The sequence below is a fragment of the Streptomyces sp. NPDC048248 genome (genome assembly GCF_043201875.1).
Taxonomy (GTDB): domain Bacteria; phylum Actinomycetota; class Actinomycetes; order Streptomycetales; family Streptomycetaceae; genus Streptomyces.
In genome coordinates this window covers 215,412-241,418 of the sequence record NZ_JBICZL010000006.1, presented here as the reverse complement: position 1 = coordinate 241,418, position 26,007 = coordinate 215,412, and the positions used below count along the sequence as shown (strand labels likewise).

The following is a 26,007-nucleotide window of genomic DNA, read 5'->3' as shown; positions in this document are numbered from 1 at the left end:
GCACTGGCTTTCTAGAGCCGTCCGGCGGATGCCCGCGGGTGAGGAAGTGCCTCCGGCCGGCTGGAATGAAGATCGCTTGTTCACGCACCGGCCAGGGGCACTTTTCAGGTGATGGAACTTATCTGGTGGCCCCGAGTTTCCGCGTCGATGCTGTATTTAAGCGACAAGAGAATTCTCATTGACGGCAAAGACGGCGTCGCATCGGTCGCGGACACGGTCATCATGGGTGGCAATGACAACGGCGCATCCGGCATCGCTCATCTCACGAAGGATGTCGATCACTGCTGTGGCATTGGCATGGTCGAGGGCGCCGGTTGGCTCGTCGGCGAGCACTAGGGCCGGTCGCTTGACCATGAGTCGGGCGAGCGCCACACGCTGCTGCTCTCCGCCGCTGAGGTGGTGGATTTTCTCTTCGTCTTGCCCTGCCATGCCGACGCGCTCGAGGGCTTCGGCGATATCCACGCTGGTCTTGCCTCGCAAGGTCCGCTGAGGTTTGACAGCGACCTCCAGGTTGGTGGCGACGGTGGCATTCTCGATTAGGGCGTAATTCTGGAAGAGGTAGCCAAGAATATCGCGGCGGAACCGTCGGATCTCACGTCGCCCGAACCGGGTTATGTCCGCTCCTTCATGGCGGATCTCCCCCGCGTTCGGCTTATCGAGGAGGCCGATGCAGTTGAGGAGGGTGGACTTCCCCGATCCGCTGGGGCCGACAAGGGCGAGCATCTCGCCGCTGCTGACGGTGACGGTGACATCGGACCACAGGGTCCGGGTACCGAAGGTCTTTGACAACTTGACAATATCGATCACGACTGCGCTCCTGCTGAGTGGAGGGAATCCGTCTGTGCGGGGCTCATGTATCCGCCCCCTCCTTGACGATGCGCCGATGAAATACCCCCAGAGCGAGGAGAACAGCACAGAATTCAATGGCGACCAGCCCAGCGACAGCACTGAGGTCCAGTGCGGTGATCTGTACGGACGGGAAGGGGGCAGGGATGCCCTGGGAGGTGAACTCCTTTAGATTCTGATTCTGCTGCCACACCTGGATAGGCACCCAACATGCAAGGAAAGCCGCAAGAAGCCCCTCTACAGCTAGGATGACGCGGTGGGTTGCAGTAAATCTCCAACCACTTATGTGCTGCGCGAAAACGGCCTGAGCATGCTTACGTGAGTGGATTATGCAGACGCCAACCCCGGTGATGAGGAGCACAGCCACGGCTGCAATGAGATTAGAGAACAGCAGTCGGAAGTCATCGACGGCCTCCCTCAGCCTCAATGCGGCGTTCTGCCCCACGGGATTCACAGATGCCACATAGGTCTGCAATTCGTTCTTATTGGCCGCAAGGGGGTTCAGGACGTCGCCGGGCTCAGGAAAGATTATTCCGTCTTGGGTCGCGAACGTGGTGTAGGCATCGTTGGTGAGGATATTCGAACCGTTGGGGACCACAATCAGGACCGGGTCGCGCACCAGAGACCGGTCATCGTCCGGGCTGTAGGCGGCATTGGGGCTTCGGTCGCCGGAGTTGTAGCCGAAGACGCGCTGCCCGCTCTTCGCTTGGAGCGTCTCCACTTCGAGGCGCCGACGAAGATCTGGATCCAGTCTGCCGAAAACATCAGGGATCGTTGCCCTGATGTCCAATGCGTGGCGGGCAAGAGATTCGGGGATGACCAGCCGCACCGAATGGGCTTCTGCGGCTCTCCCGTTGCGCGGCGCTGGGGAGTACCGCTGTCCCTTCGGGTCCAGGACCGGCTGTTTGGCGAGGAAGGTCTCGTTGACAATGAGTATCTCGCCCTGTGGCAGGCGCCCGTTCGAGGGGACATTCTGAAGATCCTGGCGTCCGGCAACAATGATCTCGCCTGCCTCGTCGGCCTGGCGCAGCCACCTACCCACCTGCGCGACCACCGGCTTTGAGTCGCCCCCCCAGCTGCCGTTGAGGCGGATGGAGACGGCGTCGCCGGCCTTGACGTAGATGTTCTGGTTGTCCTGACTTACCATCACCTGCTGGCCCGCCAGGGTGACGTCCATGGCGAAGCCGAGGGCGAGCAGCACCGCGGGGACGCGTACCAGGTACGTAGAGACAAACGCCGCCCGGGCAGGCAGCTCGCCCTTGAGGGCTCGCAGTACCTCAACCTTGAAGGTGAGGGCGAGCGCCGCAGCATGGGCGGCCAGCGCCAACAGGGCGAGGAGACAGGAAAGGCACGCGGCCACCAAAGCGAATAGACCCAGCCAGGCGAGACCGTTGTAGATGCCGAGGAAGACCAGTACCGCAGCCGCCACAGTGCCGGCTGCCAGTGACCAGAACATCACCAGCTGCTTGAGGTCACGAGCAAGGATGTCCATGAAGGACTTGCCCTGCAGGCGCAGTACCCCATAGGTCTTCGCGCTCATCAGCACACTCGCGCCGGTCATCGTCACGGCGGCGAGAGCGACTACCCAGAAAGACCAGAACAGCTCGTCGCTCGAGAAGAGAAGGGCCAGCTCGCTGTATGCGAGGGGGTGCTGCACGCTTGCACCCAGGCCGAGATCGGCGAGTTCAGCCACAAGCGCATCTGCGGCCTCGGGCGATCCGAAGATGTAGTAGAAGCCCCGTGGGTCGCGCTGTCCGATCTCGACGATCGGGTGCACGTCCGTGGCGACATGCCTACCGAACGCCGGGTAGCCGTTGTTCAGCCATGACGCTCCATCGGAGTTCGGATCACCCGAGGCCAGATATAGGTGCCGGAGGGTGTCGGGATTCTTCACATCGGGCAGCTCGCGAGCCACCGCGACCTCATGCTCATCTGCGAACGCGGCGATCGCACGGGCAACCTGAGCGCCGCTCCTCGAGTCGTCGGTTTTGGACACCCAGACCTGAGCCGAACTGCCCAGCACCAACTCCTCGTCCAGCCCTCGCACGAACAGAAAGGACATCATAGCCGAGAAGATCAACACGGCGGCATGGACGAATTTGATAGCTCGGTGGAGCATCGGTTACCTAGGTTCGGGGCACTCGGGAGCGCGCATCTCATGAGGATTTACCGTAAAGACCTGACTGCGGGACAAATAGATACCCCGCAGCCAGGGGCGACAGCTAAGGATTCAGTGCCGCGTATGCAAAACCTTTAGCACGCGGCGTCGTAGTACGCCTTGCTGACCGTCTTCGCCTTCTTCGCTGAAGCCTTGGACCACACCTTTTCCTTGGTGCAGCCACTCTTGACCCAGTACGCCCCTTCAACGGAAGAGGCGTGGTAGTTATCCTTGTGCCAGAAGTTCGAGTACACGTAGTTGGCGCCCACGTCGTGCGCCCAGCGGCCACCACCGGCGTCCACTGTGACGGCCAGCGCAGGAGCGGCAGCGCCCACAATTATGGCGCCGGCCACGGCAACAGCCTTAAGCCCGTTTCGCATCTTCATGACTGACTCGCTTTCACTTTGCGATTTTGACTGGCGGATGGATCTTTTGGCGCACCACAGGCATGATTCAGCCACTATTGCGTGACGTGAATCATGCCGCTATCAACCGATGGCCAGACGACCCTCTTCCGCTTGGCTGGCTTGCGCGCCGCCAAGCGCGTGAGGACGGGTCGGCTTGTCGGATATCGCCCCAGGTGCGCAAATGGGGAGCTCTAGAATTCAGCCTGATGGGCTGTTCCAGGAAAGTGCTCGCTGATCTTCCTGATTCCCAGGAGACGGGGCGCGCGACGGCGAAACAGAGCGGAAGAGGGATTCTCGGGGCAAGATGACCCGCAGGAGAACGGGCTCAGGCAGCGACCCACGGAACACGACAGACGTGAGGCGCCATGCCCTCCGGGCACAAAGCCTTGATCACTGCCTTACGGATCGCTCGCCAGGTCCTCAAAGTGCACACCAAATAGACGCGCAGCTCGACCGTTTCCCGCGTACCACTGCTCTGACCAGGATGTTCCTCAGCCCACTGTTCCGCCAAAAAGTCGTACGCGTCGGCGGTCGTCAGCTCGCCCCCAAAGACCGTGTGTGCGACGGTCTCCCTGACAAACAGGGCACTGCGGGAACCCACAGCCTCCTCGACAAGCCCCCTGACCCATGCCAGCTCCTGCTCGTCTGCGTACAGGCCGAAGTTCAGCGCGCGCGTCCTCATTGCGTCAGCCCCTCTTGATCGTCTTCTTGACGCAGTGCTTCGCACGGTAGCCCCGGGGCATCTGGTCGTTCGCGTCCTTGATGGCTGCCTTCCATGCGAGACCTGTCGTCTTGGCCCAGCCGTGCCCCTGTACAGGCCCATGGCCGGAGCTGTCCGAGATGCGCCACTTGGTGCATTGCACGTGCGCATTCCATCCGTTCGCCGCCTGCGCCGGCGCGGCGACGCCCAAGGAGAGCACAGCCGCTACTGCAGTGGTGGCGAGGGATGAGATGACAGACGACTTGCGCATGAATATTCCTCCAGGGGGTCGACGGTCCATACGGCAGGGGACAGGTCGTCGATGCCGTGACCCACACTCGCCCTGTTGCTGCAGGCGCGTCGAATAACGCCTCGGCCATACAGCTGAGACGAGATCTGAGCGTTGGTCCCCTACCCCCTGAGTCCACCCTCCGTCGGAGGTCAACCGACAAGGTGGACATGCCAAGAGCCTACGGGATGAGACGATCTTTAACCAGTAATAACAGACATGACCACAATCACCGTCAGCACACGGAACCTTGAAACTGACACCTGTCCAAGTTGCATCGTTTTTTACCATCAAGCGGGTGGCACATCACGTCTCTTGGGGTGCCCAGCCCGTGATGGAGTGTCTCCGCCTCCGTCAGCGCGGACCAGTGCGGCGATGTGTGCGGCGAGTTCGGTGGAACGGACCACTTCGCTGTGGCGACGCTGACCACGCCTACCGCCAGGCCATCACCTCCGCCGGCACCGGCTACGCAGCCGCCCTGGACGCCGAGCGCTACCTCGCCACCACCGCAGACACAGAGGGCGCCGCCGAGCCGCAGGAGGCTGTGGCAGTGGTCTGATCCGAGCACGACGCCGCAGCCCCTGCAACTCCTGACTGAGCTGAGCCCGGTGCACTCGCGTCACTCCAAGGAGCAACCTCTCCCATGCCGACCAGGATTCCGCGCACCGCCCATGCCCCGCGGCACCTAACTCGCTGACTGGTTCTCCACCAGGCTCCGCTGGTCACTGACTGACCGTTGACAGCCGCGAGCGCGACACACTGCGCCAGCTCGCCACTTTCTGCGAAGACACCGACGTCGAGTACGAGCAGGTCTAGCAGGCGCAGGCGGTGGGGCAGTTGCGGTGACCGCGCCCCTGACGGCCTGCAGTACGGCAACTGGCTCCCCGGTCCCGGCGCACGCCCCAGGGTCGGGTGCGACCTGACGCACACGCCGAGCTCAGATCCAGTGCGGGGCCTCGGGCATGGCTCCTCCCTCTGCGGAAGAGGACAGCCCGGCGCCGCCCGGGCTTCGACCACTGAGCCGCACCAGCAAGTCGGCAAGCGCGCCCCCGACGACCGGACCGCCGTCGCCAACGTCCCATGCCAGGCCCGCATCCGTCGCTTCGAGCCTCATCCCCGGGGTGTCCGCCCGAAGTGACAGGGTCTGGTGAATGTCGTCGACGATCCAGCGGGCAACCGAATCCGGAATGTCGGCGAAGGCGTAGCCGGCGGCCAGGTCCGCGTGGTGGACCTCGAGTTCGCGCAACCGTGTTCCCATCAGGCCGGCGGGCGTGCGCAGCTCCCCGGCACGCAGCCGTACGCGGCGGCCCCAGGCGGCTTCCGGGAGCGAGCGCGCCGCGGTGTCGAGCCTCGCGGAATTCGACACCACATCGCTGACCAGATCGGCGACCGGGCGCTCAGCCCCGGCCTCGATCTCTGCGTCCCGGGCGTGCATGCTCGCGTACTGCGGGATCTCCACTGCCGTGCGGGCCCCCTCCAGCAGGCGGCAGAGGCTGTCGGCGGCGCGCGCCACATGAGTGATGACGTGCCCACGGGTCCGCGGCGGTATCAGCGTCGACCCAGCGACTTGCTCGTCGGCCAAACCGGAAACGGTCTCGACAAGGCGCTTTGTCGCCTCATCGATGCGGCCCAGTGGCGCCAGTGCACGCGAGCTCAAGTCCCCTCCCTCACACAGCCCCTGACATTCCACTTGTCGGAATGTAGCAACCGCATCGTGGAGAGATGGAGCCGCGCGGGTCTTGCTGCTGAGCACTCGCGCCTGCCTCGGCTCCGACCATTGCCACCGCCCTCAGCAGTAAGCGGCGCAGCGCTTCTTCGCGTTGCGCCGCCGTCGGCAGTGTCAGACGTTCCGCCTCTGCGCGGACGGGCCACCCTCGGACGGGCCGTGGGCGGACGGGCCGTGGGCGGCCGGCATTCGTGAGGCGGTGTCCGTGGCGTCGGTCGGGGTGACCGGAACAGAGCTCGCGGCGCCGGATGCCGCGCCGTTGTAGTCCAGCACCGCGTCGAGATATTCGCCGATCGCGTCCCGGTTGCGGGCCAGGCACTGGATCCGTTCGGTCATCCGATCCCGCTCGCGCCGCAGCGTGGCCAGCATCTCGGGTGTGGCGTCGGGAAAGTAGATGGTCCTGGGCTTGTCGAGGCAGGGCAGGATCTGCTTGATGATCCGGGTCGGCAGCCCGGCGTCGAGCAGTCCCCTGATCTGCAGGACCCGGTCGACGAAGCGCTCGTCGTACTCCCGGTAGCCGTTCGGGGCGCGATCGGCGGCGATCAGCCCCTGCTCCTCGTAATAGCGCAGCAGCCGGCGGGGCGTGCCGGTGCGCTCCGACAGCTCTCCGATACGCATGAAGTCCCCGTCCTGAGAAGCCGTTCGCTCCTCATCTTGACCTTCTCATCTATGTGAAGGTTTGAGGATATCCCTCGCACGCAACCGCACCGTCCCACGCGAGGTGAGTTTCGATGGACCAGCAACTCTTCGACTACAGCCCCATCGTCGAGCGGGAACCGCTCCACTGGCCCGGCGGAGCCCGGGTCGCCTTCTACGTCGGGCTGAACATCGAGCACTACCGGATCGACCGTCCCTCGACCAGCACCTTCCCGGGCACCGCCCATCTGACGCCGGACCCGCTGAACTACGGATGGCGCGACTACGGTCCACGGGTCGGCTTCTGGCGCCTGCTCAAGGCCCTGGACCGGCATCGCATCCGCGCGAGCGTCCTGCTCAACTCCGACGCGGTAGACCACTATCCGCAGATCATCGAGGCGGGCCGGGACCGGGACTGGGCCTGGCTCGCGCACGGGAAGAACAACGCCGTCCTCCAGCCGGACGTGCCTCCCGAGGAGGAACGCGCCTACCTCGCCGAGGTCGTCGACACCATCGAGAAGGCCACCGGAAAGCGACCGCGCGGCTGGATGGGACCGGCGCTCACCGAGTCCTTCCGTACGCCGGAACTCCTCGCCGGGCTCGGCCTGAGCTACGTCCTCGACTGGACGAACGACGACCAGCCCTACCGGCTGAACCTGCCCGGCATGCTGAGCGTGCCCTATTCCGTCGAGCTGAACGACATCGGCCTGTTCGTCGGCAAGCACCTCAGCGGCCCGGACTTCGTCCGGATCGTCAAGGACCAGCTGGACCAGCTCCACGAGGACGCGGCCGACGGCGGGCGTGTGATGGCGCTGGCTCTGCACCCGTTCGTCATCGGCCAGGCGTTCCGGTACAAGTACCTCGACCAGGCCCTGGAGTACGTGGCCGACCACCCCGGCGTGTGGCTCACCACCAGCGACGAGATCGCCGACCACTACGCCCGGACGGTACGCCCCGCGACGTGATGCCGGAGCCGGCCGCGATCGCGCCCACGGTTGCCGCGGGGGGGCGGAGCAGCGCGGAGAGTGATCCGGCGGCGGATTGCCCGATGGTGCGGAGGACACCCGACGGAGGCAGGAGACAGGTGGCTGGTGGTGGGAGGCAGGGAGCAGTGGCAACAGCGCACGGGCTGCATCACCCTTGACGCGGTCCGGCGGCGGCTCGACACTCAAGGGTGGGAACCCTAGTGAACGGGTGGGAAATGATGGGGCGCACGAGGCTGGACTCCGACCGCGCGGTCTGCGCGGCCCAGCCCCTTCCCCTGTTGACCTCGCGCAGGCACATCGATCTCCTGCGCGTCTCCAGCGCGACAAGTCCTCTCCGCTGAGGCGGTAGCGGCTTCCTCGCGCCGGTCCCGATCCCGCGGCGAGCCTCCCTCGGCCCGGGGCCGCGCCGAAACGGCGCACGCAGTCCCCGCCTGCCGTCCCCTCCCCTGCCCGCCGTACGTCGTCCTCCTGCACATACGCCTGCCACGCCCGCGAAGCGGGTCCGGATTCCAGGGAGTCGCATGTCCGCCATGTCCCAGACCACCGCGTCGTCGCTCAGGGGGCGCATCGGATGCGATGTGCGCAGCGGCCACTACGCCGTGCCGCACCGCTACCGCCTGCACCTCTCGCTCCCCTGTCCCACCGGTCTCGAAATCGCCGTCACCCACAGCCTGTTGGGCCTCCAGGACGTCCTCCCGGTGTCCCTGTTGCCCGCCGTGCCCGACGGGCCGGGTGACGGTTACGCCGCGCTGCGCCCGCTGTACGAGGCCAGTTCCCACCAGCATCCCGGTCCGGCCGCTGCGCCGGTGCTGAGCGACGGATGGACGGGGCGGATCGTCAGTACGCACGCACCCGACATCGTGCGCGACCTGGCCGAGCGGTTCGGTGGCGCGGGGCCGGAGCTCTACCCGCAGCACGCCCGGCACGACATCGAGGAGGTCGGGCGGCTCTGCGAGGAGGACATCAGTGATGCGGCGCAGCGCGCCGGGCGGCTCGGCATCGGCAGCCCGGCCCACGGAGCGGCGCTGGACACCCTGCTCCTCGCGTTGGAGTCGCTGGAGAGCAGACTGGCCGACCGTGACCACGTACTGGGCGGCGAGGTGACCGCTGCCGACGTCCATTTGTGGGTGACGCTCGTCCAGCTCGACACCGTGCACCGGTGGCATCTCGACGCCGCAGCGGTACAGCGCATCGCCGCCCACCGGCGGTTGTGGTCGTATGCCCGCCGGCTGGCCGTCCTTCCCGCCTTTGGTTCCCACCTCGACCTGGACGGCATCGCGCGGCGGCATCACGCGCATTGCCGGGGCCAGGAGGCCGCCGGGGCGGCAGTACAGATCGTGGACTGGACTGCGGCGCACCCGTCGGGACGGTCCGTCACACCCCACCAGCACTGACCTCCGCGAGAAGCGCTCCCTGGACGTCTTCCCCCGAACTCCAGGGGTCGCGACCTCGCTGAACATGAGCGGGCGTGCGCCGCTGGTGACCCTGCCCACCAGCGGCGCAGTCGGCCCCCTGACCACAGCCTTGACAGGCCCCTGCGGGGGGAGAAACCTGGTCTTTCCGGTGATTGCCGGAGTTCGGGGGAACGGGGGAAACATGGTGGGGTACACGTCTACGCGCGTGACGCACGGGATACCGGAATCCGGCGCCGGACCCAGCTCAACTCAGCCTTCCGTAACCGCACTTCGCTCTGCGGGCGGCCGTACGCCGTTCCGCGCCACGACCGTTCAGCGCCTCCACCGCGCCGCGGCGATCGGCGCCGTCCTCGCTCTCGCGCTGCCGCTCGCCGCCTGCTCCTCGGACGCCGACAGCGGGGGCGCCGGCCGTCCGGTCGCCGTCTCGACACCCTCCGCCTCCCCGACACCAACCGTCGACCCCGACCGCTACCGCCGCGCGCTGACGGCCGCCCTCGGGCCCCTGAACAACGCGCTGCGCACGGTCGACGGTGCACAGGACGGCAAGCCGCTGAACACCGCGCTCGACACGGCGGCGGCGAAGGCCGACGCGGCCGCCGACTCCCTGGACACGGCGGAGATACCGGACGACGCCATCACGGGCAACGGCCAACTCGCCGCCTCACTCCGCGCATTGGGGCAAGACCTGCGCGGTGCCCGCGGCGACGGCAGCCGCTGCGCGACCTCGCCGCGCGTCGAACTGGGCTCCGCCGAGAGCCCCAAGAACGCCGAGGAAGCAGGGCGCGCGCTCACCGCCCTCGGCTACGACGCCCGGCTGCAACCGCCGCGCACGGAAGAGCCCAGACACCGGCGGCTCGCCAACGGCAGCTTCGTCCGCGACGGCAGCCGGGGCGGCCTGGGCCGCCTCACGGTCAAGAACGGCACCAGCAGCGACGCGGTGGTGACACTGACCCGCAGCGGGCGGACGGCGTTCTCGGTGTACGTCCGCAAGAGCTCCGAGGCGACCGTGCGCAGCGTCAACAGCGGCTCCTACACGGTGTACTTCACCACCGGCGAGGACTGGAACGGCGGCAAGCGGTCCTTCACCCGCGAGTGCAGCTTCGAGAAGTTCGACGACCAGGCGAACTTCCGGACGATCCGGGTCGCGGGCGGCACCCAGTACACGGTGCTGACCTTCAGCCTGAACAAGGTGGTCGGCGGCAATGCCTCCACCAGCCAGGTGCCGCCGGGCGACTTCCCGTCGTAACCCAGCCGCGAGGTCACCCGGCCGACGCGAGCGATGGCGGGGCCGTCACGAAGGCCGGGGCCGGCTTCAGCAGCCGTCTCCGGCCCGCCCCGGGTGCTCCCGGCTGCTCCGGCCGCCGGAGCATCGGTATCGTGACGCCCGTGGGCGACGGCACGGTGTGGACTCTTGCGATCGCGGCGCTGACCGGCGGCACCGCGGTCCTCGCCAGCTGGGTGACCAGCCGCGGCAGCACCCGGGCCGCCACGATCCAGGCCGAGATCGCCGCCCGTTCCTCGCGCGCCGAGCGGCTGCGCGAGAGCCGACGCACGGCGTACCTGGACCTCATCGAACAGACCCACCGCATGGGCGAGTTGTACTGGGAGATCTCGGCGGCGCTCCGCCTTTCCGGCTCCGACTCCCGCACGGACAGCCTCCGCGTCCTGCACGACCGGGAGGTCGCCGAATACGCGAGAATCCGCCGCTGCGCACGTGTCGTCGAACTGGAAGGCCCACCCGGTGCCGCCGCAGCGGCCCTCTCCCTGCAGAAGGCGACCGGGCCCTTCTACGAAGCGCTCAAGGCTGAACTGTCCGGAGCCCCGGACGCCCACAGCGGTTTCGACGCCGCGTACAGCCCCTTCTGGAAGGCCCTGGAGAACTTCGTGGATGCGGCGCGCGACGCCCACCAGACCGACTGAGCGCCCGGCCACACGCCTCCCCTTCTCCCCCGCCGCGCAGCAGGTGGGGCAGTCCGGACCGCCCGCCCGGAACCGGCAGCCCGGCTACGTCCGGCCGCCTCCCCCGGTCCGACACGGCCTGGTCAGGTGGACTCTTCGGCCCGCGCCAGGGGCAGCAGCTCCCGGATGTCGTGGGGCAAGGAGTGGCTCAGCTTTTCCATCAGCTCCGGTGACAGCGCGGCGTCCAGCACCTCGAAGACCGCGGTCGCCTCCTGGAGGGCGGCTTCCTCCGAGACCCCACCGCGCCAGGCGACACGGCCCGCGAAGATCGTCAGATCGAAGCGCTCTCCCCCACTCGGCCGCCCCTCGGCGGGGGCGTGCTCCTGCGATACCCGCAGCATCGGCTCGGCTATCTCGTGCGGCAGTTGCGCGGCCAGATGCTGTGCCAGGCCGGCCGGTACCCGTTCCGCGACCGTCTCCAGCGTCGCGCGTACGGCTCGTTCCGCTCTGCCCCGGTCCGGTAGTGCGGCGCGCGCCTGCACCAGACCGAGCAACTCGTCGTGCTGCATGATCCTGCCTCCGTTCCGGAGGGGAGGACGGTGCCAGGACCGTCGCCGGTCCCTCCGCTCCGCCGGCCGGCAGCCACCGTCACGCGACCGCCACACCTGCACGGGCCGGGTTTCCGCTGAGCTGCGGCCGAAACCGCTGCGGCCGCCGGAATCACCGGCGGCCCGCCGCCGGCGGGCCGCGGTCCGTCATTCGGAGGGTGGCAGCAGGGTTCCCAGCGGACCGAGATCCAGGTTGAGATCCTCCATCGCGAGGTCGTAGCGGGCGCAGAGTTCGTTCATCCGGTCGTGGAGGATCATCAGTGTGGTGCCCAGCCGCTCCTCCTGCTCCTCGGTGAGGTCTCCGGCGTCGACCCGGTGCAGGGCCTGACGCTCCATGAGCTGCCGCAGCAGCTCGACGAGGGTGAGGACGAGCTTGACCAGGTCGCGTTCCACCGTGTCGGGGTCGGCCGCTATCCGGCGTGCCGGCCTCCGCGGTCCGTCGTCGCTCGGCGGCCGGACGTCCTCGGGCTCGGCGGGCAGCAGGCTGAAGGCTCGGGCGGCGGCGTCGGCGACGTCGTCGAAGCGGTTGCCGCGCGGGCGGTCCTCACCGGTCATGGCGCTCTCGTTGCGGAGGCGGAGTGGTGGACCACGGGGACGGATTCTGCTCGCTGATGGAGACGATCAGGGCGCGCAGGGAGATGCGGACGAGGTCGATGTCGGCGATGGAGAGCACGACGTCACCGGTCAGGACCACTCCGCCGCTGAGCAACCGGTCCAGCAGGTCGATCAGTGCGATCTGCCGCTCCGGCAGCGGCTCCTGCGTCTGAGCCGGCCGCCCGTCCGCGGCCCTCACGGTGCCGCCCTCTCCGCAGGTTCCTCAGGGGGCGCGGCGAAGGAGTACGGAGCCCAGGGACCGGTGACCTCCACCCGGACGCCGGCCAGGCCCTCGGCGGCCCCCGCGACCTCGGTGCGGAAACTCTCGGCCCGGTCCGCCGGTACGAGGTAGGCATCGTTGGTGACGTTCTCCCCCGGCCCGCGGGCGAGTTCCCCTTGCTGTGGGCGGTGCTGGACGCGGTCGACGGCGTAGCCGCGGGCAGCTGCCTCGACGCGCTCGGCGGCCCGTTGGGCCTCACGGTAGGTGTCCTCGCGTGCGGAGCGCTGGGCTCTGCGCTGCCGCAGATAGGCCCGCCCGGGGCCGGCGTCCTGCTCGGCGGGTGGGGCTGCCGGGCTCTCCTCGGCGGCGGTCGCCTCGACGTAGATCTTGACTCCCCACTCGACGTGCGCGGCCAGGTCCGCCAGCCGCTCGGAGAACGCGTCATGAGAGGCATCGATCATGCCGCGCACCCGGTCGTCGTCGAGATAGACCGTCGCCAGCCGGAGCGGCAGGACGGTGGCGCGCTCCGCCAGAGCCTCGATCACACCGTGATGGGCGCGGGCGACCGACTCCAGCCAGTCGAGGTCTTCGAGGTGGCGGCGCAGGGCGGCCTCCCCGAAGTCCTGCGCGGGCACCGGGCTCACCACGACGACGACGTCGCCGCCACCGTGCACCAGGTGGACCGGTCCGTCGGCGACGCCGGGGAGCCCGGACAGCGCGTCGCCCAGCGTGCCGTCGGCATCGCGCGCCACGGCGTATGCATAGCTCATGACCTCGCTCATGACTCATCCCGCTTCGTGCGGCGCGTACGCGGCGCTGACCCCTCGGACTGCTCTGCACCTTCGGCCCGCTCGGTCTGCTCGGCCCGTTCGGGCCGTTTGGCGCGGGCGGGGCGCCGGGTGACGGCGGGACGGCTCTGGTCGTCCTCCTGCGCCGGCGGCAGCTCGCCCCCTTCACGCAGGGCCTCGACCTCCGCCCGCAGGCGTCGGTTCTCCTCGACGAGCTCATGGTCGTCGCGGGCGCGGGAGGACAGCGCGGGGTCGTGCTCCCACCAGTCGATGCCCATCTCCTTCGCCTTGTCGACCGACGCGACCAGCAGGCGCAGCTTGATGGTGAGCAGCTCGATGTCCAGCAGGTTGATCTGGATGTCGCCGGCGATGACGATGCCCTTGTCCAGCACCCGTTCCAGGATGTCGGCGAGATTGGCCGACGAGCCCTGGCCGGACGGCTGGGCGGAACGGGACGGCAAGTTGCCGAGCCTGTTGGCCACCGGTTCTGTCACGGCCGCTGCACCTCTTTTCCTCTCCCGCGGCGCTCCCTCCGGCTACGGCGGTCACTCTCCGGTGCCCTCCCGGAAGGCCCGGATCTCGTCGAGCCGGTCCAGCAGCTCGTCCTCGCGGCGGTCGAACTCTTTCTCATCGATGTCTCCCGCCAGCAGGGACCGCTCCAGCTCGGCGAGTTCCCGCTCGATCGGTTCGGGGTCGTAGTACTCGTCCTCCGCCGCTTCGACGACGCGTTCCACCACCCAGACGGCACCGCGTACCGGTGCCAGGGGGAGGGTGACGATCTGTGTGAACAGGCCCATGACGACGCTCCGTCAGACAAAGCTGTACGCGGGCAGGGGGCCGCGGAGCCGGAAGGCGAAGTCCTCGCCCAGCTCGTCGGCCAGTTCCTTCTCGGCGGAGACGAAACTCTCCGCGCGGCCGCTCTCCACCAGGAAGGAGACATTCAGGAAGTCCTCGCCGGTCGGCTGCGAGACCCGCTCTTCACGGGCCAACCGTCCCAGTGCACCGACGACTTGCGCCGCCTGCTCGTCCTGGCGCGCCTGCACCTCCTGGGCGACCAGTTCTCCGAGGGCGACCGGCAGGTCGGGGCGGCCGCGGCCGCTCTTGATCTCCTCGTTGAGCCCGCGCGCCTCCTCGGATTCCAGCAGGATCCGGCGCAGCAGCGACTCCTCGTCCTGGGCGGCCTTCAGGTGGTATTCGGCGCATCCCTCCAGGACACGCAGCCGGGTGGTGTACTCGTCCGCGCGTTCCTCCAGCGCTGTCCGTACGGCGTCGTCGTCCGGTGCGGTCAGGCCGAACTGCAGTGGTAGGAGCGTGCCGTCGGCCATCAACCGTTCCTGGACTGCCTGGTGGGCGGCGAGGTCGCGGCGCTTGGGACGCAGGCCCTCCGGCGCGTCACTGATGACCGCGACGAGCTTCCCGCTCTGCACGGTGCGGAGGGTGGAAGGGGGGTCGCCCACCCCGTCGAGGTCGTCCAGACGCTGCGGATGCGTGGTCGCGACGATCGAGTAGACATACACGGCCATGGCTATTCCTTCCGGCGCCGAGCGGGCCGGCGCGCCGGACGCTCCCGCTTCTCCTCGGGCTCCTTCTCCTTCTCCTTCTCGTCGCTTTCGCCGCCCTTGAGCACGTCACTCACGGCTTCCGCGGCGCCGGTGAGCGCGCCCTTGCTCTTGCCGTGGGACCCGCCCTCGGTCACTTCGCCGACGAGGTCGGTCAGCTGGGAGGGGGCTTTGCGCCCGGCCTCCAGATCGAGGCGGTTGCAGGCCTCTGCGAAGCGCAGGTAGGTGTCCACGCTCGCAACGACGATGCGAGCGTCGATCTTGAGCAGCTCGATACCGACCAGGGACACACGCACGAACACGTCGATGACCAGGCCACGGTCGAGAATCAGATCCAGGATGTCGTAGAGATTTCCGGATCCGCCGCCCCCGCCTTTGGACATCGTTCCTCCGCTTTGCGGCACCACAGTCACGGTGCCTCCCTTCCTCGGCTCACCGCACCTGGGGGGGTGAGCCGTCTCTCCGGCCCTGCGGAAGCCGGTCCGCGGCCTCCCGGGACCGTCAACTGTCGCGGTCGATCTGGCCTCGGGTGTAGCGGCGGGTGCGCTCGTAGGCGACCAGCTCGCCTTCCTCGTCCAACGTCACCCGGTAGCTCGCCATCACGCTGGTGGTCCCGGGGACGCGTTCCAGTTCCAGGACCTCGACCTCCGCGAGCCAGCCGTCCTCCGTCGGCTTCACCGCGGAGACGGATTCGGGGGCCCGCCCGAGGAGCTCCTGGAGCTGCTCGGCGGCGTAGCGCATGGCCCGCGGTGCCGAAACGCGGCGGGACCCGCGCTTCGCCTCGCTCTCTTCTCGGCTGCCGGTCCGCACACCGCCGCTGCGTTTGGCGGTCTGCTTGCCGGATGTGCGCCGGCCAAGGTCCGGGGCGTCCTCTTCACTTGCGGCCATGTTCTCTCTCCGACTTCGGAGGCGACATGCTGCCCGCGCCATCACCCGATAGGCGCTTTTCACGTATATACGACACTACATGACATAGCTCACCAAATGGCGTACAGCGAGCCGTGACCCACGCAGCGCGACCGGCCCCACGACCCCGTCGGAAGGGGCTCGCGCCGACGGCGCCGGGACCGGGGTCGCAGGCCGGAGGCGGCCGTCCGGCCCTCGTCTCGACGACGGCGCCGCGAGGGCCCTACCACCGCTCCCTCCGGCCGCCAGCCCCCCGGGAGGCCACTGCATCGCAGATCACAGAGCCCACTTCGCCGACCCACGGACCGAACGCCGCTCCCCGCCCGCGCGCGGTGACGACTTTGTGCCATTCGTAGGCAGGGCCCTGTGCCACGGGGGTCGGACAGGAGATATCTTGATGTCGAGCAATGTTGCAGACGTGGAGCGGAGCACCGGTGACTGACTCGACCATCATCTATACGCACACCGACGAGGCCCCGGCCCTGGCGACGTATTCGTTCCTGCCTGTGATCGAGGCATACGCCTCGACGGCCGGGGTGAGCGTGGAGAGCCGCGATATCTCCCTTGCGGGACGGATCATCGCCGGCTTCCCCGAGCGTCTTGAGCCGGGCCAGCGCATCGATGACGCACTGGCCGAGCTCGGCGAGCTCGCCAAGACGCCCGGCGCGAACATCATCAAGCTGCCGAACATCTCGGCGTCCATCCCGCAGCTGAAGGCGGCCATCGCCGAGCTGCAGGAGCAGGGCTACGCGCTGCCCGACTACCCGGACGACCCGAAGACCGACGAGGAGAGGGACGTCCGCGCGCGCTACGACAAGGTCAAGGGCAGCGCGGTCAACCCCGTCCTGCGCGAGGGTAACTCCGACCGCCGCGCCCCCGCCTCGGTGAAGAACTACGCCAAGGCGCACCCGCACCGCATGGGCGCCTGGACGGCCGACTCGAAGACCAACGTCGCGCACATGGACGCCGACGACTTCCGCTCCACCGAGAAGTCCGCGATCGTCCGCGAGGACGGCTCGCTGCGGATCGAGCTGGTGGGCGACGACGGCAGCACGACCGTTCTGCGCGAGTCGGTACCGGTCCTGGCGGGCGAGGTAGTCGACGGCTCCGTCATGCGCGTCGCGGTCCTGCGTGAGTTCCTCACCGCCCAGATCGCCCGCGCCAAGGCCGAGGGCGTGCTGTTCTCGGTGCACCTGAAGGCCACGATGATGAAGGTCTCCGACCCGATCATCTTCGGCCACGTCGTGCGGGCCTTCTTCCCCAAGACGTTCGCCGCGCACGGCGAGACGCTCGCCGCTGCCGGCCTCACCCCGAACGACGGGCTCGGCGGCATCCTCAAGGGCCTGGAGTCGCTGCCCGAGGGCCCGAAGATCAAGGCGTCCTTCGAGGCCGAGCTCGCCGAGGGCCCCGAGCTGGCGATGGTCGACTCCGACCGCGGCATCACCAACCTGCACGTCCCGAGCGACGTCATCGTCGACGCCTCCATGCCGGCCATGATCCGCACCTCCGGCCACATGTGGGGCCCCGACGGCAACGAGGCCGACACCCTCGCCGTCATCCCCGACAGCAGCTACGCCGGCATCTACCAGGTCGTCATCGACGACTGCCGCGCCAACGGCGCCTACGACCCGTCGACGATGGGCTCGGTTCCCAACGTCGGCCTCATGGCGCAGAAGGCCGAGGAGTACGGCAGCCACGACAAGACCTTCGAGATCCCCACCACCGGTACGGTGCGGGTCGTCGACGGCAACGGCGACGCCGTGCTGGAGCACGTGGTCGGCGCGGGCGACATCTGGCGCATGTGCCAGACCAAGGACCTGCCGATCAGGGACTGGGTCAAGCTCGCCGTCTCCCGTGCCCGCGCGACCGGCAGCCCGGCCGTGTTCTGGCTCGACGAGGGCCGCGCCCACGACGCGAGCCTCATCGAGAAGGTCAAGGCGTACCTCCCCGAGCACGACACCGACGGTCTGCAGATCGAGATCATGGCCCCGGCCGACGCGATCGCGTTCTCGCTGGAGCGCATCCGCCGCGGCGAGGACACCATCTCGGTCACCGGCAACGTCCTGCGCGACTACCTGACCGACCTGTTCCCGATCCTCGAACTCGGCACCAGCGCCAAGATGCTCTCGATCGTCCCGCTCATGAACGGCGGCGGTCTGTTCGAGACCGGCGCCGGCGGCTCCGCGCCCAAGCACGTGCAGCAGCTCGTCAAGGAGAACTACCTGCGCTGGGACAGCCTGGGCGAGTTCCTGGCCCTGGCGGTGAGCTTCGAGCACCTCGCGCAGACCACGAACAACGCGCGCGCCCAGATCCTCGCCGACACGCTCGACCGCGCGACTGCCACCTTCCTTGAGGAGGACAAGTCGCCGAGCCGGAAGCTGGGCGGCATCGACAACCGCGGCAGCCACTTCTACCTGGCGCTCTACTGGGCCCAGGAGCTGGCGAAGCAGACCGAGGACGCACAGCTCGCGGAGGCGTTCGCGGCCCTGGCCAAGACGCTGAAGGAGCAGGAGCAGACGATCGTCGACGAACTGATCGCCGTCCAGGGCTCCCCGGCCGACATCGGTGGCTACTACCACCCCGCCGACTCCAAGGCCGCCGCCGTCATGCGCGCGTCGAAGACCTTCAGCCAGGCCCTCACGAACCTCGGCTGACCAGGCAACCACGGAGGGAGGGACCCGGAAGCGCGGTCATCGCCCCGGAGCGATCCACGCTGACGCCCTGAGCCCCTCCCTCCGCACCAGCTCCGCCCCGGCAGGCACGCCCCGCCGGGGCGGAGCTGTCTCCGCAAGCTCACGCCCCGCGGACCCGGCCCATCGCCCCCTCACCCCGAATCACCACAACTCATCCCCTGTGCCCACAAAGCGACCCCTCCGCTGCGCCGGTGCGACGTGGCGCCGATCACGGCGTCGCCCCAGGCGATACCGATGGAAAGATCGGAAAAGCGGGGCGCTAGCATATGAGCACCGCCTAGCTCGAAAGATAAACCTGTGACTGTCAATGACGACTCGTTCACCAACTGGAAAAACCGCGAGGAGATCGCGGAGTCGATGATCCCGATCATCGGGAAGCTGCACCGCGAGCGGGACGTCACGGTCCTGCTTCACAGCCGCTCCCTGGTGAACAAGTCGGTGGTCAGCATCCTCAAGACCCACCGGTTCGCCCGCCAGATAGCCGGCGCGGAGCTCTCGGTCACCGAGACGCTGCCGTTCCTGCAGGCTCTCACCACGCTCGATCTCGGCCCGTCCCAGATCGACATCGGCATGCTCGCCGCGACGTACAGGACCGACGACCGCGGTCTGTCGGTGGCGGAGTTCACCGCCGAGGCCGTCGCCGGTGCCACGGGCGCCGAAAAGATCGAGCGCCGCGAGCCCCGCGACGTCGTCCTCTACGGCTTCGGCCGCATCGGCCGCCTCGTCGCCCGCCTGCTGATCGAGAAGGCCGGCTCCGGCAACGGCCTGCGGCTGCGCGCCGTCGTCGTCCGCCAGGGCGGCGAGCAGGATCTCGTCAAGCGCGCCTCCCTGCTGCGCCGCGACTCCATCCACGGCCAGTTCCAGGGCACGATCACCGTCGACGAGGCGAACAGCACGATCATCGCCAACGGCAACGAGATCAAGGTGATCTACGCCAACGACCCCTCGGAGGTCGACTACACGGCGTACGGCCTCAAGAACGCCATCCTCATCGACAACACCGGTAAGTGGCGCGACCGCGAGGGCCTGTCGAAGCACCTCCGCCCCGGCATCGACAAGGTCGTCCTGACCGCACCGGGCAAGGGCGACGTTCCCAACATCGTCCACGGCGTCAACCACGACACCATCAAGCCGGAAGAGCAGATCCTCTCCTGCGCTTCCTGCACCACCAACGCGATCGTCCCGCCGCTGAAGGCGATGGCGGACGAGTACGGCGTCCTGCGCGGCCACGTGGAGACCGTCCACTCGTTCACCAACGACCAGAACCTGCTGGACAACTACCACAACTCCGACCGCCGCGGCCGCTCGGCGCCGCTCAACATGGTCCTCACCGAGACCGGCGCCGCCTCCGCCGTCGCCAAGGCGCTGCCCGACCTCAAGGCACGCATCACCGGCAGCTCGATCCGCGTCCCGGTGCCGAACGTCTCGATCGCGATCCTCAACCTCCGGCTCGCACGCGAGACCACCCGCGAGGAGGTCCTCGACTACCTCCGCGACGTGTCGCTCGCCTCGCCGCTGAAGCGCCAGATCGACTTCATCAGCGCCCCCGACGCGGTCTCCAGCGACTTCATCGGCTCGCGCCACGCCTCGATCATCGACGCCGGAGCCACCAAGGTCGAGGGCGACGACGCGATCCTCTACCTCTGGTACGACAACGAGTTCGGCTACTCCTGCCAGGTCATCCGCGTCGTGCAGCACGTCTCCGGGGTGGAGTACCCGACCTACCCGGCCCCCGCGGTCTGATCACGGCGGACCACCCGATCCCGCGCCCGGCAGGCGGGGCGGCAGTGGGCGGCATCCAGGTGCCGATCGGCATCCGATGCTCCCCACCGCCACCCGCAGGCCGGGCGCCGGCAGTAGTACCCGCAACAACGGCCGCGCCCCGCTCATGAGGAACACCGAGAGCGCCACGCCGGAAGGAACTTCCCGCCCCTCCCCCGGCGCTCGTTGAACCGCTCCCCCGCCCACAGCAATCACCATTCGGCGCGGGGGACGTCCGACCCGCCGGTCGCCTACCATGATGGGGCTTCTCTCTGATGAGAGAACATCGGCGGTCAGCGTGTTATTAGCCCTTCCGCGCTGGCCGTCACCCTTGCCCGCCGGCAGGTTCTCACGTGAGCTACGCGGGCATTCCGTCACGAAGGCGCCACCAGACCCGGACCGCCGCGGACTTCCCCCGCGCATTCCTCAATCCCCCTTGCGCGCCTGCCTTTTCGACGCGCATGTTCTTCGCGCGGACGCCGGACATCATCGCTGCCACACGCGAACAGACCGTTCCGGCAACGAGCCACCGACTCCACGATCACGGGACCTCCTGCGAAGACAAGGCGACCAACACCCCAAAGGATTCAAGGCGGTGGGCAAACGGGTGACGGTGCAGCGGTTCCCGTGACCGCGCCGAGGAGATTCCCGTTGCCCGCTGGGAGGGAACAGCGAACGGCCCTGTGTGCCGACGTCGGGAACGCGTCTTCTTGATGACGGGGCAGCGACCTGTCGCGACCTTGCCGGCAATGTCGTCCGACGCGAATCGGAGGAGGGACGCGATGCACCGTCGAAGTCGGGGGAACGCCGACGGACCGCGCGGATCGTCCCGTCACCTTTCCGCCGCGCACCTCCGCCGTAGTCGGCACACGGTGTTCAGGGCACGGCGCCGACGGCCTCCTCTGTTCCTCCCTCACGGCAGCGCCGAATAGTCAGAACATCGTCAGATTTCCATACAGGTAATGAAGGGCTGAGGGTTTTATGCGCAAGCTTCAGCAGGTCGCGCTCATCGTCGCAGCGGCCGGCGGTCTGACCGCCACCGGCGCCGGCGTGAGCATCGCCGACGTTCCCGTCGGGTACAACGGGGTCGCCCCGCAGGCGCCTGCTCCGCAGCAGGCCCCCCAGGCAACCGCCTGGACCGCGTCCGAGGCCACGTCGCACGCCTACGGATCGGCCGCCGTCCCGCAGCAGGCCGCCCCCCAGGCCGCCCCCCAGGCCGCTCCTCAGGGCGCCGCCCCGCAGCAGGCGCCTCAGGTCAGCCCGCAGTTGAACCCGCAGCTCAACCCGCAGCTCTCCCCCACGGTCTCGCAGGTCGTGCCGCAGTCGGCTCCGCAGCAACAGACCAACGGCTTCCGCCCGTACCAGGAGTGCAGCCCGCAGTCCCTGCTCGACGCGAACGTCCCGGTCGGCCTGCTCGCCGCCCCGTCGACCCAGGGCTTCTCCTGCACCCAGTCCAACAGCCAGGCCAACGCCTTCGCCACCGCCAGGTAAGGCGGCTGGACGTGCCGGCAGAGCGCACCGTGGCCCTTCGGGGGACTCCTCGAAGGGCCCGCTTCTGTCGTCGGCATGACCGAGTGCGCTCTGCGCCGCGCGGCCGAACAGGTGGTTCCCACAAAGCGCTCTGTGGCTGTTTCCGCTCGTAGAAGCCCTGAACTAGGGGGATTCCCGGGCGGCTTCCGAGTTCTCGCTCTCGCGTTTCGGCGCGTCGCGTGCGGTTACGGCGGAGCAACCAATAACCTCCCAAATTGTACGAAGTCCGTACATCACAGCCACTTCGCTTCAATCCTCGGAGGAGAAATGCGTAAGCTCCACAAGGCCGCTGTCGTGGTCGCCGCTCTGGGCAGCCTCGGCTTCATGGGCGCGGGCACCGCGTTCGCCGGTGGCCCCGGCGGCGACTTCGACATCAAGCAGAGCACGTCGTGCAAGTCCCACGACCTGAACGTCGATGTCCTCGGTGAGGTCGGGATCCTCAACGGCCTGCTGGGCAACGCGCTCAACGGCGAGGGCGACCCGGGCGCTCAGTCCACCCACCTGGGCTCGACCATGGGCTGCAACAACAAGGCGTTCTGATCCACGGTTGATCCCGTAGATCCCTGAAGGGGTCCCGGCGCCCGAGCAACAAGGGTCGCGCCGGGGCCCCTTTCCCATGCCCAAGCCCCTTGACCGATGGCGAAGTGGGACGACGAACACCGGGGTTCCGTCGCCGACTTCTCGCTGGCTCCACTTCACACAAGTCGCTGAAAATATGATGAGTATCTCGCCATTTGACGGGCGCTACAGCAGCCAAATCTGCCGACAGGCGCGTGAGATCCGCCGGACCGATTCCGCCTTGCCAGGTGCGCGATGTCCGCAGCTCCGAAAAATCTGCGCCGCACAGATTCCCCTTGCTGCCTTCCGCCACGAGCACTCCACAGTTCCGCCGCGCGATGAGGCCGAGCGACTTGCCCTGGACGGGCCGAACAAGCACCCGACACGCCGAACTGCAGCGCGCTTACCGGGTCTTCGGGAGCGCCAACTCCGCCGCGCTCCCCACGAATCCGCCCGCGCATACCACCTGGATCGGAATGCCCGAACACCGGAGTTTCGTCCAGGTGAAGGCACGCGACGTCCATCGGCTGCGGCACAGCTGGGGATTCGACCCACCGGTGCGCACATCGCGTCATGGCGGACGCGTCTCGACCAACACTCCAAATGATTCATGGCGATGAGCAAATGGGTGACGGTGCGCCGGCTCCCGTGACTGTGCCAGGGGGATTCCCGTTGCCCGCTGGGAGGGAAGAGCGAACGACCCTTTGGGTCGAGGTCGCGGATTCTCTCCCTTGGTGACGGGACAGCGGTCTGTGGCGACCACGCGGGCATGTTGTCCGATGCGAATCGGAGGAGGGATGCGGTGCGTCGTCGGATTCGGGAGGCGTTGGCGAACTGCGCAGCGGATCCCATCGCATTGCCGGACGCTTCCGCCGTGGTGGGCAGGCGATGCGCAGGGCGCGTAGCCCGCGAGCGTCTCATTTTGTGCACTCAAGACAGCACTACGTAGTCAGATTTCCATACAGGTAATGAAGGGCCGAGGGTTTTATGCGCAAGCTTCAACGGGCCGCGCTCATCGTCGCAGCGGCAGGCGGCCTGTCCGCCATCGGCGTCGGCGTGAGCCACGCCGATTCTCCCAGCGGGTACAACGGTGGCGCCCCGCAGGCGGCTGCCCCACAGCAGGGGGCTCCGCAGGCTCCGGCTCCCCAGCAGTACGCCCCGCAGCCGGCCCCGCAGGCTCCCGCTCCGCAGCAGCAGTACGCCCCGCCGCAGCCGGCACCCCAGGCTCCGGCTCCCCAGCAGTACGCGCCGCAGCCGGCCCCCCAGGCCCCGGCTCCGCAGCAGTACGCCCCGCCGCAGCAGCAGGCCCCCCAGGCTCCCGCTCCGCAGCAGCAGTACGCGCCGCAGGCCACCGCGGGATCCGCCTCGCAGGGCGCTTCGCAGGCTTATGTCGCCCAGCCGTCGGCCCCGCAGCAGTACGCCCCGCAGCCGGCCCCGCAGGCCGCCGCTCCGCAGCAGCCCGCCCACCAGGCCACTGCCTGGGCGACTTCGCAGGGTACTTCGCAGGCTTCCGTCGCCCAGCCGCCGGCGCCGCAGCAGGCCGCCCCCCAGGCGCCGGCTCCGCAGCAGCAGTCCCCGCAGGTCGTCCCGCAGGTGGCCCCGCAGGCAGCCCCGCAGGTGACCCCGATGGTCGCGCCGCAGGTCGCCGTCCCGCAGGCCGTCCAGCCGCAGAACCTCCCGCAGGCCGCGCCGCAGGTCAACCCCCAGGTCAACCCGCAGGTCAACCCGCTGATCAACCCGCTGATCTCCCCTGGAGTCCCCCAGGTCTCCCCGGTCGGGCTCGGACGGCTGGCGGCCTCTCCGGTGGGACAGCTGGACCTCCCCCGGATGGCCTGACCTCTCACGCACGGTCCGGTGCACTCACCGGACCGCAGCAACAGCGGAGTTGGGCCCGCCTGCAGCCGCGGAGCCTCGTAGACGGGGCTCTCGCAGCTGCAGGCACATCGACCACCTTCACAACGAATCGCTCAATCACCGGAGAATGAAATGCGCAAGCTTTACAAGGCCGTTGTCCTGGCCGCCGCCATCGGCAGCGCCGGCGCGCTCGGCGTCGGTTCCGCCTCCGCCCACGGCGAGCCGGGCCACGACTTCGACGTCCGCCAGGGCTCCGAGTGCCGCTCGCACGACATGAACATCGACGTGCTCGGCGCGGTCGGGGTGCTCAACGGCGTGCTCGGCAACGCGCTCAACGGCGAGGGCAACCCCGGTGCGCAGCCCACCAGCCTGGGCTCGAAGATGAGCTGCGAGAACCACGCCTTCTGAGCAAGTAGCCACGCAGGTAGGCGAAATGAGTCCCGGCACCGCGCCATAGGCCCGGTGCCGGGACTCACCCTTGTCCCTGTGCGGGCCGAGGCCCGGAGATGGTTTTACCAGCACACAGCGACCACGACGCTGTCTGCCGACGCCGCAAGTGTGACGGCCTCAAATTGCGCCCGTTAAAGTCGATTTGGGCGGGCAGACGGCCCGTCGCGACATCGGTGGTGGCGCGGCGCGGGCAAGTAGACGAGCCCCTGGCGCCCGATGATCTGGCCTGCGACCTTCGCACTGTCATCCTCGCCCCCGTTGCTCTGACGCCATCATGGACGCTCGAAGCGGCTCCCCATCCCGCCGCCACACAGTCGCCGGCTGCCGAGCCCTGGTCGGCAGCCGTTTCTCTGCAGGACGCCGAACGGTGGATGGCCGGACCGGGATGATCCCGGTCCGGCCATCCACCGTTCGAGAAGACGCTCGATGATGTGGTCGCGATGTGCAGGAGACAGCCGCGGACACCGTGCCGGTCACTTGCCCCGACCTACAGAAGGCTCAGCTCGCCCTCGCGGCCCCGCTCCAGGGGGACTACTGGCCTTCGACCCCCGGCGCCTGGTTGGAGCAGTGCATGGCCGGTCCGAGCTCCGTGCTCCCAGGGTTCAGGAGGCCGCGTACGGGCACCTCCAGGGGGTTCATCGGCATGCAGTTCTGGGTCTGGCTGATGCGGTAACTTCCTTGCTCATTCGCCTGGTCGGCGCTCCCCGGGGGACACATGGCACTGCCCTGGACGGACGAGGCGCAGAGGCTGGAGGCTTCCGCCGCGGACGCCTGGGGGGCGAAGGCGCCGGTCACGGCGAGGCCGCCCAGGAGCGCTGTGACGGCTGCGATCTTCTTCCGAGTGAACATGTGCTGCGTTCCTTTGTGATCGATACCCCGGGGGCCGAGCACCGCGAACGGGCCCGCGCCCGGACCAGTGAAGAAAACGGTTCTGGTGCCCGAGGTCTCGCCTCGGGCACCAGAACCCCTTCTGATTACTTGCTGAAGGCGCTGTTGCTGCAGCCCATCCCCGAGCCGATCGGGGTGGTCTTCTGCGCACCCGCGTCGCCCTCACCGTTGAGCGCGTTGGCGAGCACGCCGTTGAGGACGCCGACCTCGCCGAGGACGTCGACGTTCAGGTCGTGCGACTTACAGTTGGCGTCCTGGCCGATACCGACGTGCCGACCGTGCTCGTCTCCGGCGTACGAGGTGCCGGCGCCGAGGAAGCCGAGGCTGCCGAGGGCGACCGCTACGACAGCGGCCTTCTGAAGCTTGCGCATTTCTCCTCCGAGGAGTTCGCAGATGCGATACGAAGTTGATCTACTTCGTGCAGTTGCGGAGGTTATTGCGACAAGCTCCAACAGTCGCTGAGTGACGCGCCGGGCGGTTTCGCTGCCACGAAGCGACGACCACCTGCGAGGGGTCCCATACCCCAGGAATTCTGG

27 protein-coding genes and 2 pseudogenes are annotated in these 26,007 nt (G+C 68.2%); 12 read left to right on the top strand and 17 right to left on the bottom strand.

Annotation, left to right across the window (positions count from 1 at the left end; genetic code table 11):
* Positions 1-156: 156 nt before the first annotated feature.
* From ACGFZW_RS14755 to ACGFZW_RS14740, 4 genes are all read right to left on the bottom strand, one after another.
* Complete coding sequence (locus ACGFZW_RS14755) at positions 157-807, bottom strand: ATP-binding cassette domain-containing protein (protein WP_393893470.1); 651 nt, start codon at positions 805-807, stop codon at positions 157-159.
* Positions 808-850: 43 nt separating this feature from the next.
* Complete coding sequence (locus ACGFZW_RS14750; RefSeq protein ID WP_393893469.1) at positions 851-2,929, bottom strand: hypothetical protein; 2,079 nt, start codon at positions 2,927-2,929, stop codon at positions 851-853.
* Between the two features lie 170 nt (positions 2,930-3,099).
* Complete coding sequence (locus tag ACGFZW_RS14745; protein ID WP_393893468.1) at positions 3,100-3,390, bottom strand: lactococcin 972 family bacteriocin; 291 nt, start codon at positions 3,388-3,390, stop codon at positions 3,100-3,102.
* 707 nt (positions 3,391-4,097) lie between these two features.
* On the bottom strand, positions 4,098-4,382 hold the full coding sequence (locus ACGFZW_RS14740; protein ID WP_393893467.1) for a hypothetical protein: 285 nt from the start codon (positions 4,380-4,382) through the stop codon (positions 4,098-4,100).
* 433 nt (positions 4,383-4,815) lie between these two features.
* Here ACGFZW_RS14740 and ACGFZW_RS14735 point away from each other — a divergent pair.
* Positions 4,816-4,959, top strand: a pseudogene (locus ACGFZW_RS14735) (thioredoxin-disulfide reductase); the annotation flags it as partial.
* A 378-nt stretch (positions 4,960-5,337) separates the two neighbouring features.
* Here the strand turns inward: ACGFZW_RS14735 and ACGFZW_RS14730 are convergent.
* Positions 5,338-6,057: a maleylpyruvate isomerase family mycothiol-dependent enzyme gene (locus ACGFZW_RS14730; protein ID WP_393893466.1), complete on the bottom strand. Its 720-nt coding sequence runs from the start codon at positions 6,055-6,057 to the stop codon at positions 5,338-5,340.
* Positions 6,058-6,390: 333 nt separating this feature from the next.
* Positions 6,391-6,744, bottom strand: a pseudogene (locus ACGFZW_RS14725) (MerR family transcriptional regulator); the annotation flags it as partial.
* 113 nt (positions 6,745-6,857) lie between these two features.
* On the opposite strand from ACGFZW_RS14725, the gene ACGFZW_RS14720 reads away from it, so the two are divergent.
* The 5 genes from ACGFZW_RS14720 (at position 6,858) to ACGFZW_RS14700 (ending at position 11,083) form a co-directional block, all read left to right on the top strand.
* Positions 6,858-7,727 carry a polysaccharide deacetylase family protein gene (locus tag ACGFZW_RS14720; protein WP_393893465.1) on the top strand — a complete coding sequence of 290 codons (870 nt, stop codon included), beginning with the start codon at positions 6,858-6,860 and terminating at the stop codon, positions 7,725-7,727.
* Positions 7,728-7,963: 236 nt separating this feature from the next.
* Positions 7,964-8,089 (top strand): putative leader peptide, encoded by a 126-nt coding sequence (locus tag ACGFZW_RS14715; RefSeq protein WP_393893680.1) that lies wholly within the window; start codon positions 7,964-7,966, stop codon positions 8,087-8,089.
* 180 nt (positions 8,090-8,269) lie between these two features.
* Positions 8,270-9,142, top strand: coding sequence for a glutathione S-transferase C-terminal domain-containing protein (locus ACGFZW_RS14710; RefSeq protein ID WP_393893464.1), 873 nt, complete (start codon positions 8,270-8,272; stop codon positions 9,140-9,142).
* A gap of 226 nt (positions 9,143-9,368) precedes the next feature.
* Positions 9,369-10,409, top strand: a complete 1,041-nt coding sequence (locus tag ACGFZW_RS14705) for a hypothetical protein (protein ID WP_393893463.1) — start codon at positions 9,369-9,371, stop codon at positions 10,407-10,409.
* A 140-nt stretch (positions 10,410-10,549) separates the two neighbouring features.
* Positions 10,550-11,083: a hypothetical protein gene (locus tag ACGFZW_RS14700; RefSeq protein ID WP_393893462.1), complete on the top strand. Its 534-nt coding sequence runs from the start codon at positions 10,550-10,552 to the stop codon at positions 11,081-11,083.
* Between the two features lie 122 nt (positions 11,084-11,205).
* Here ACGFZW_RS14700 and ACGFZW_RS14695 read toward each other — a convergent pair whose 3' ends face one another.
* The 9 genes from ACGFZW_RS14695 to ACGFZW_RS14655 all read right to left on the bottom strand — a co-directional run bounded on the left by ACGFZW_RS14695 (position 11,206) and on the right by ACGFZW_RS14655 (position 15,719).
* Positions 11,206-11,631: a DUF2267 domain-containing protein gene (locus ACGFZW_RS14695; protein WP_393893461.1), complete on the bottom strand. Its 426-nt coding sequence runs from the start codon at positions 11,629-11,631 to the stop codon at positions 11,206-11,208.
* 186 nt (positions 11,632-11,817) lie between these two features.
* Positions 11,818-12,225: a gas vesicle protein K gene (locus ACGFZW_RS14690; RefSeq protein ID WP_393893460.1), complete on the bottom strand. Its 408-nt coding sequence runs from the start codon at positions 12,223-12,225 to the stop codon at positions 11,818-11,820.
* Positions 12,215-12,463, bottom strand: coding sequence for a gas vesicle protein (locus tag ACGFZW_RS14685; RefSeq protein ID WP_393893459.1), 249 nt, complete (start codon positions 12,461-12,463; stop codon positions 12,215-12,217). The genes ACGFZW_RS14690 and ACGFZW_RS14685 overlap by 11 nt, the downstream gene beginning before the upstream one ends.
* Positions 12,460-13,266 carry a GvpL/GvpF family gas vesicle protein gene (locus tag ACGFZW_RS14680; protein WP_393893458.1) on the bottom strand — a complete coding sequence of 269 codons (807 nt, stop codon included), beginning with the start codon at positions 13,264-13,266 and terminating at the stop codon, positions 12,460-12,462. The genes ACGFZW_RS14685 and ACGFZW_RS14680 overlap by 4 nt, the downstream gene beginning before the upstream one ends.
* Positions 13,263-13,766, bottom strand: coding sequence for a gas vesicle protein (locus ACGFZW_RS14675; RefSeq protein WP_393893457.1), 504 nt, complete (start codon positions 13,764-13,766; stop codon positions 13,263-13,265). The genes ACGFZW_RS14680 and ACGFZW_RS14675 overlap by 4 nt, the downstream gene beginning before the upstream one ends.
* A 51-nt stretch (positions 13,767-13,817) precedes the next feature.
* Positions 13,818-14,069: a gas vesicle protein GvpG gene (locus ACGFZW_RS14670; RefSeq protein WP_393893456.1), complete on the bottom strand. Its 252-nt coding sequence runs from the start codon at positions 14,067-14,069 to the stop codon at positions 13,818-13,820.
* A 12-nt stretch (positions 14,070-14,081) separates the two neighbouring features.
* Positions 14,082-14,795 carry a GvpL/GvpF family gas vesicle protein gene (locus ACGFZW_RS14665; RefSeq protein WP_393893455.1) on the bottom strand — a complete coding sequence of 238 codons (714 nt, stop codon included), beginning with the start codon at positions 14,793-14,795 and terminating at the stop codon, positions 14,082-14,084.
* Positions 14,796-14,797: 2 nt separating this feature from the next.
* Positions 14,798-15,214: a gas vesicle structural protein GvpA gene (locus ACGFZW_RS14660; RefSeq protein ID WP_393893454.1), complete on the bottom strand. Its 417-nt coding sequence runs from the start codon at positions 15,212-15,214 to the stop codon at positions 14,798-14,800.
* A gap of 118 nt (positions 15,215-15,332) precedes the next feature.
* A complete protein-coding gene (locus ACGFZW_RS14655) occupies positions 15,333-15,719 on the bottom strand; it encodes a gas vesicle protein (protein WP_393893453.1) in 387 nt (128 codons plus the stop codon).
* Between the two features lie 452 nt (positions 15,720-16,171).
* On the opposite strand from ACGFZW_RS14655, the gene ACGFZW_RS14650 reads away from it, so the two are divergent.
* The 6 genes from ACGFZW_RS14650 (at position 16,172) to ACGFZW_RS14625 (ending at position 24,541) form a co-directional block, all read left to right on the top strand.
* On the top strand, positions 16,172-18,391 hold the full coding sequence (locus ACGFZW_RS14650; RefSeq protein WP_393893452.1) for an NADP-dependent isocitrate dehydrogenase: 2,220 nt from the start codon (positions 16,172-16,174) through the stop codon (positions 18,389-18,391).
* A gap of 336 nt (positions 18,392-18,727) precedes the next feature.
* Positions 18,728-20,173: a glyceraldehyde-3-phosphate dehydrogenase gene (locus ACGFZW_RS14645; protein ID WP_393893451.1), complete on the top strand. Its 1,446-nt coding sequence runs from the start codon at positions 18,728-18,730 to the stop codon at positions 20,171-20,173.
* 999 nt (positions 20,174-21,172) lie between these two features.
* Positions 21,173-21,682 carry a hypothetical protein gene (locus tag ACGFZW_RS14640; RefSeq protein WP_393893450.1) on the top strand — a complete coding sequence of 170 codons (510 nt, stop codon included), beginning with the start codon at positions 21,173-21,175 and terminating at the stop codon, positions 21,680-21,682.
* Between the two features lie 306 nt (positions 21,683-21,988).
* On the top strand, positions 21,989-22,261 hold the full coding sequence (locus tag ACGFZW_RS14635; RefSeq protein WP_393893449.1) for a hypothetical protein: 273 nt from the start codon (positions 21,989-21,991) through the stop codon (positions 22,259-22,261).
* A gap of 1,005 nt (positions 22,262-23,266) precedes the next feature.
* Positions 23,267-24,115, top strand: a complete 849-nt coding sequence (locus ACGFZW_RS14630; RefSeq protein ID WP_393893448.1) for a hypothetical protein — start codon at positions 23,267-23,269, stop codon at positions 24,113-24,115.
* Positions 24,116-24,265: 150 nt separating this feature from the next.
* Positions 24,266-24,541: a hypothetical protein gene (locus ACGFZW_RS14625; RefSeq protein WP_393893447.1), complete on the top strand. Its 276-nt coding sequence runs from the start codon at positions 24,266-24,268 to the stop codon at positions 24,539-24,541.
* A gap of 573 nt (positions 24,542-25,114) precedes the next feature.
* Here ACGFZW_RS14625 and ACGFZW_RS14620 read toward each other — a convergent pair.
* Both ACGFZW_RS14620 and ACGFZW_RS14615 read right to left on the bottom strand, forming a co-directional pair.
* On the bottom strand, positions 25,115-25,432 hold the full coding sequence (locus ACGFZW_RS14620; RefSeq protein WP_393893446.1) for a hypothetical protein: 318 nt from the start codon (positions 25,430-25,432) through the stop codon (positions 25,115-25,117).
* Positions 25,433-25,557: 125 nt separating this feature from the next.
* On the bottom strand, positions 25,558-25,842 hold the full coding sequence (locus tag ACGFZW_RS14615) for a hypothetical protein (protein ID WP_393893445.1): 285 nt from the start codon (positions 25,840-25,842) through the stop codon (positions 25,558-25,560).
* Positions 25,843-26,007: the final 165 nt, after the last annotated feature.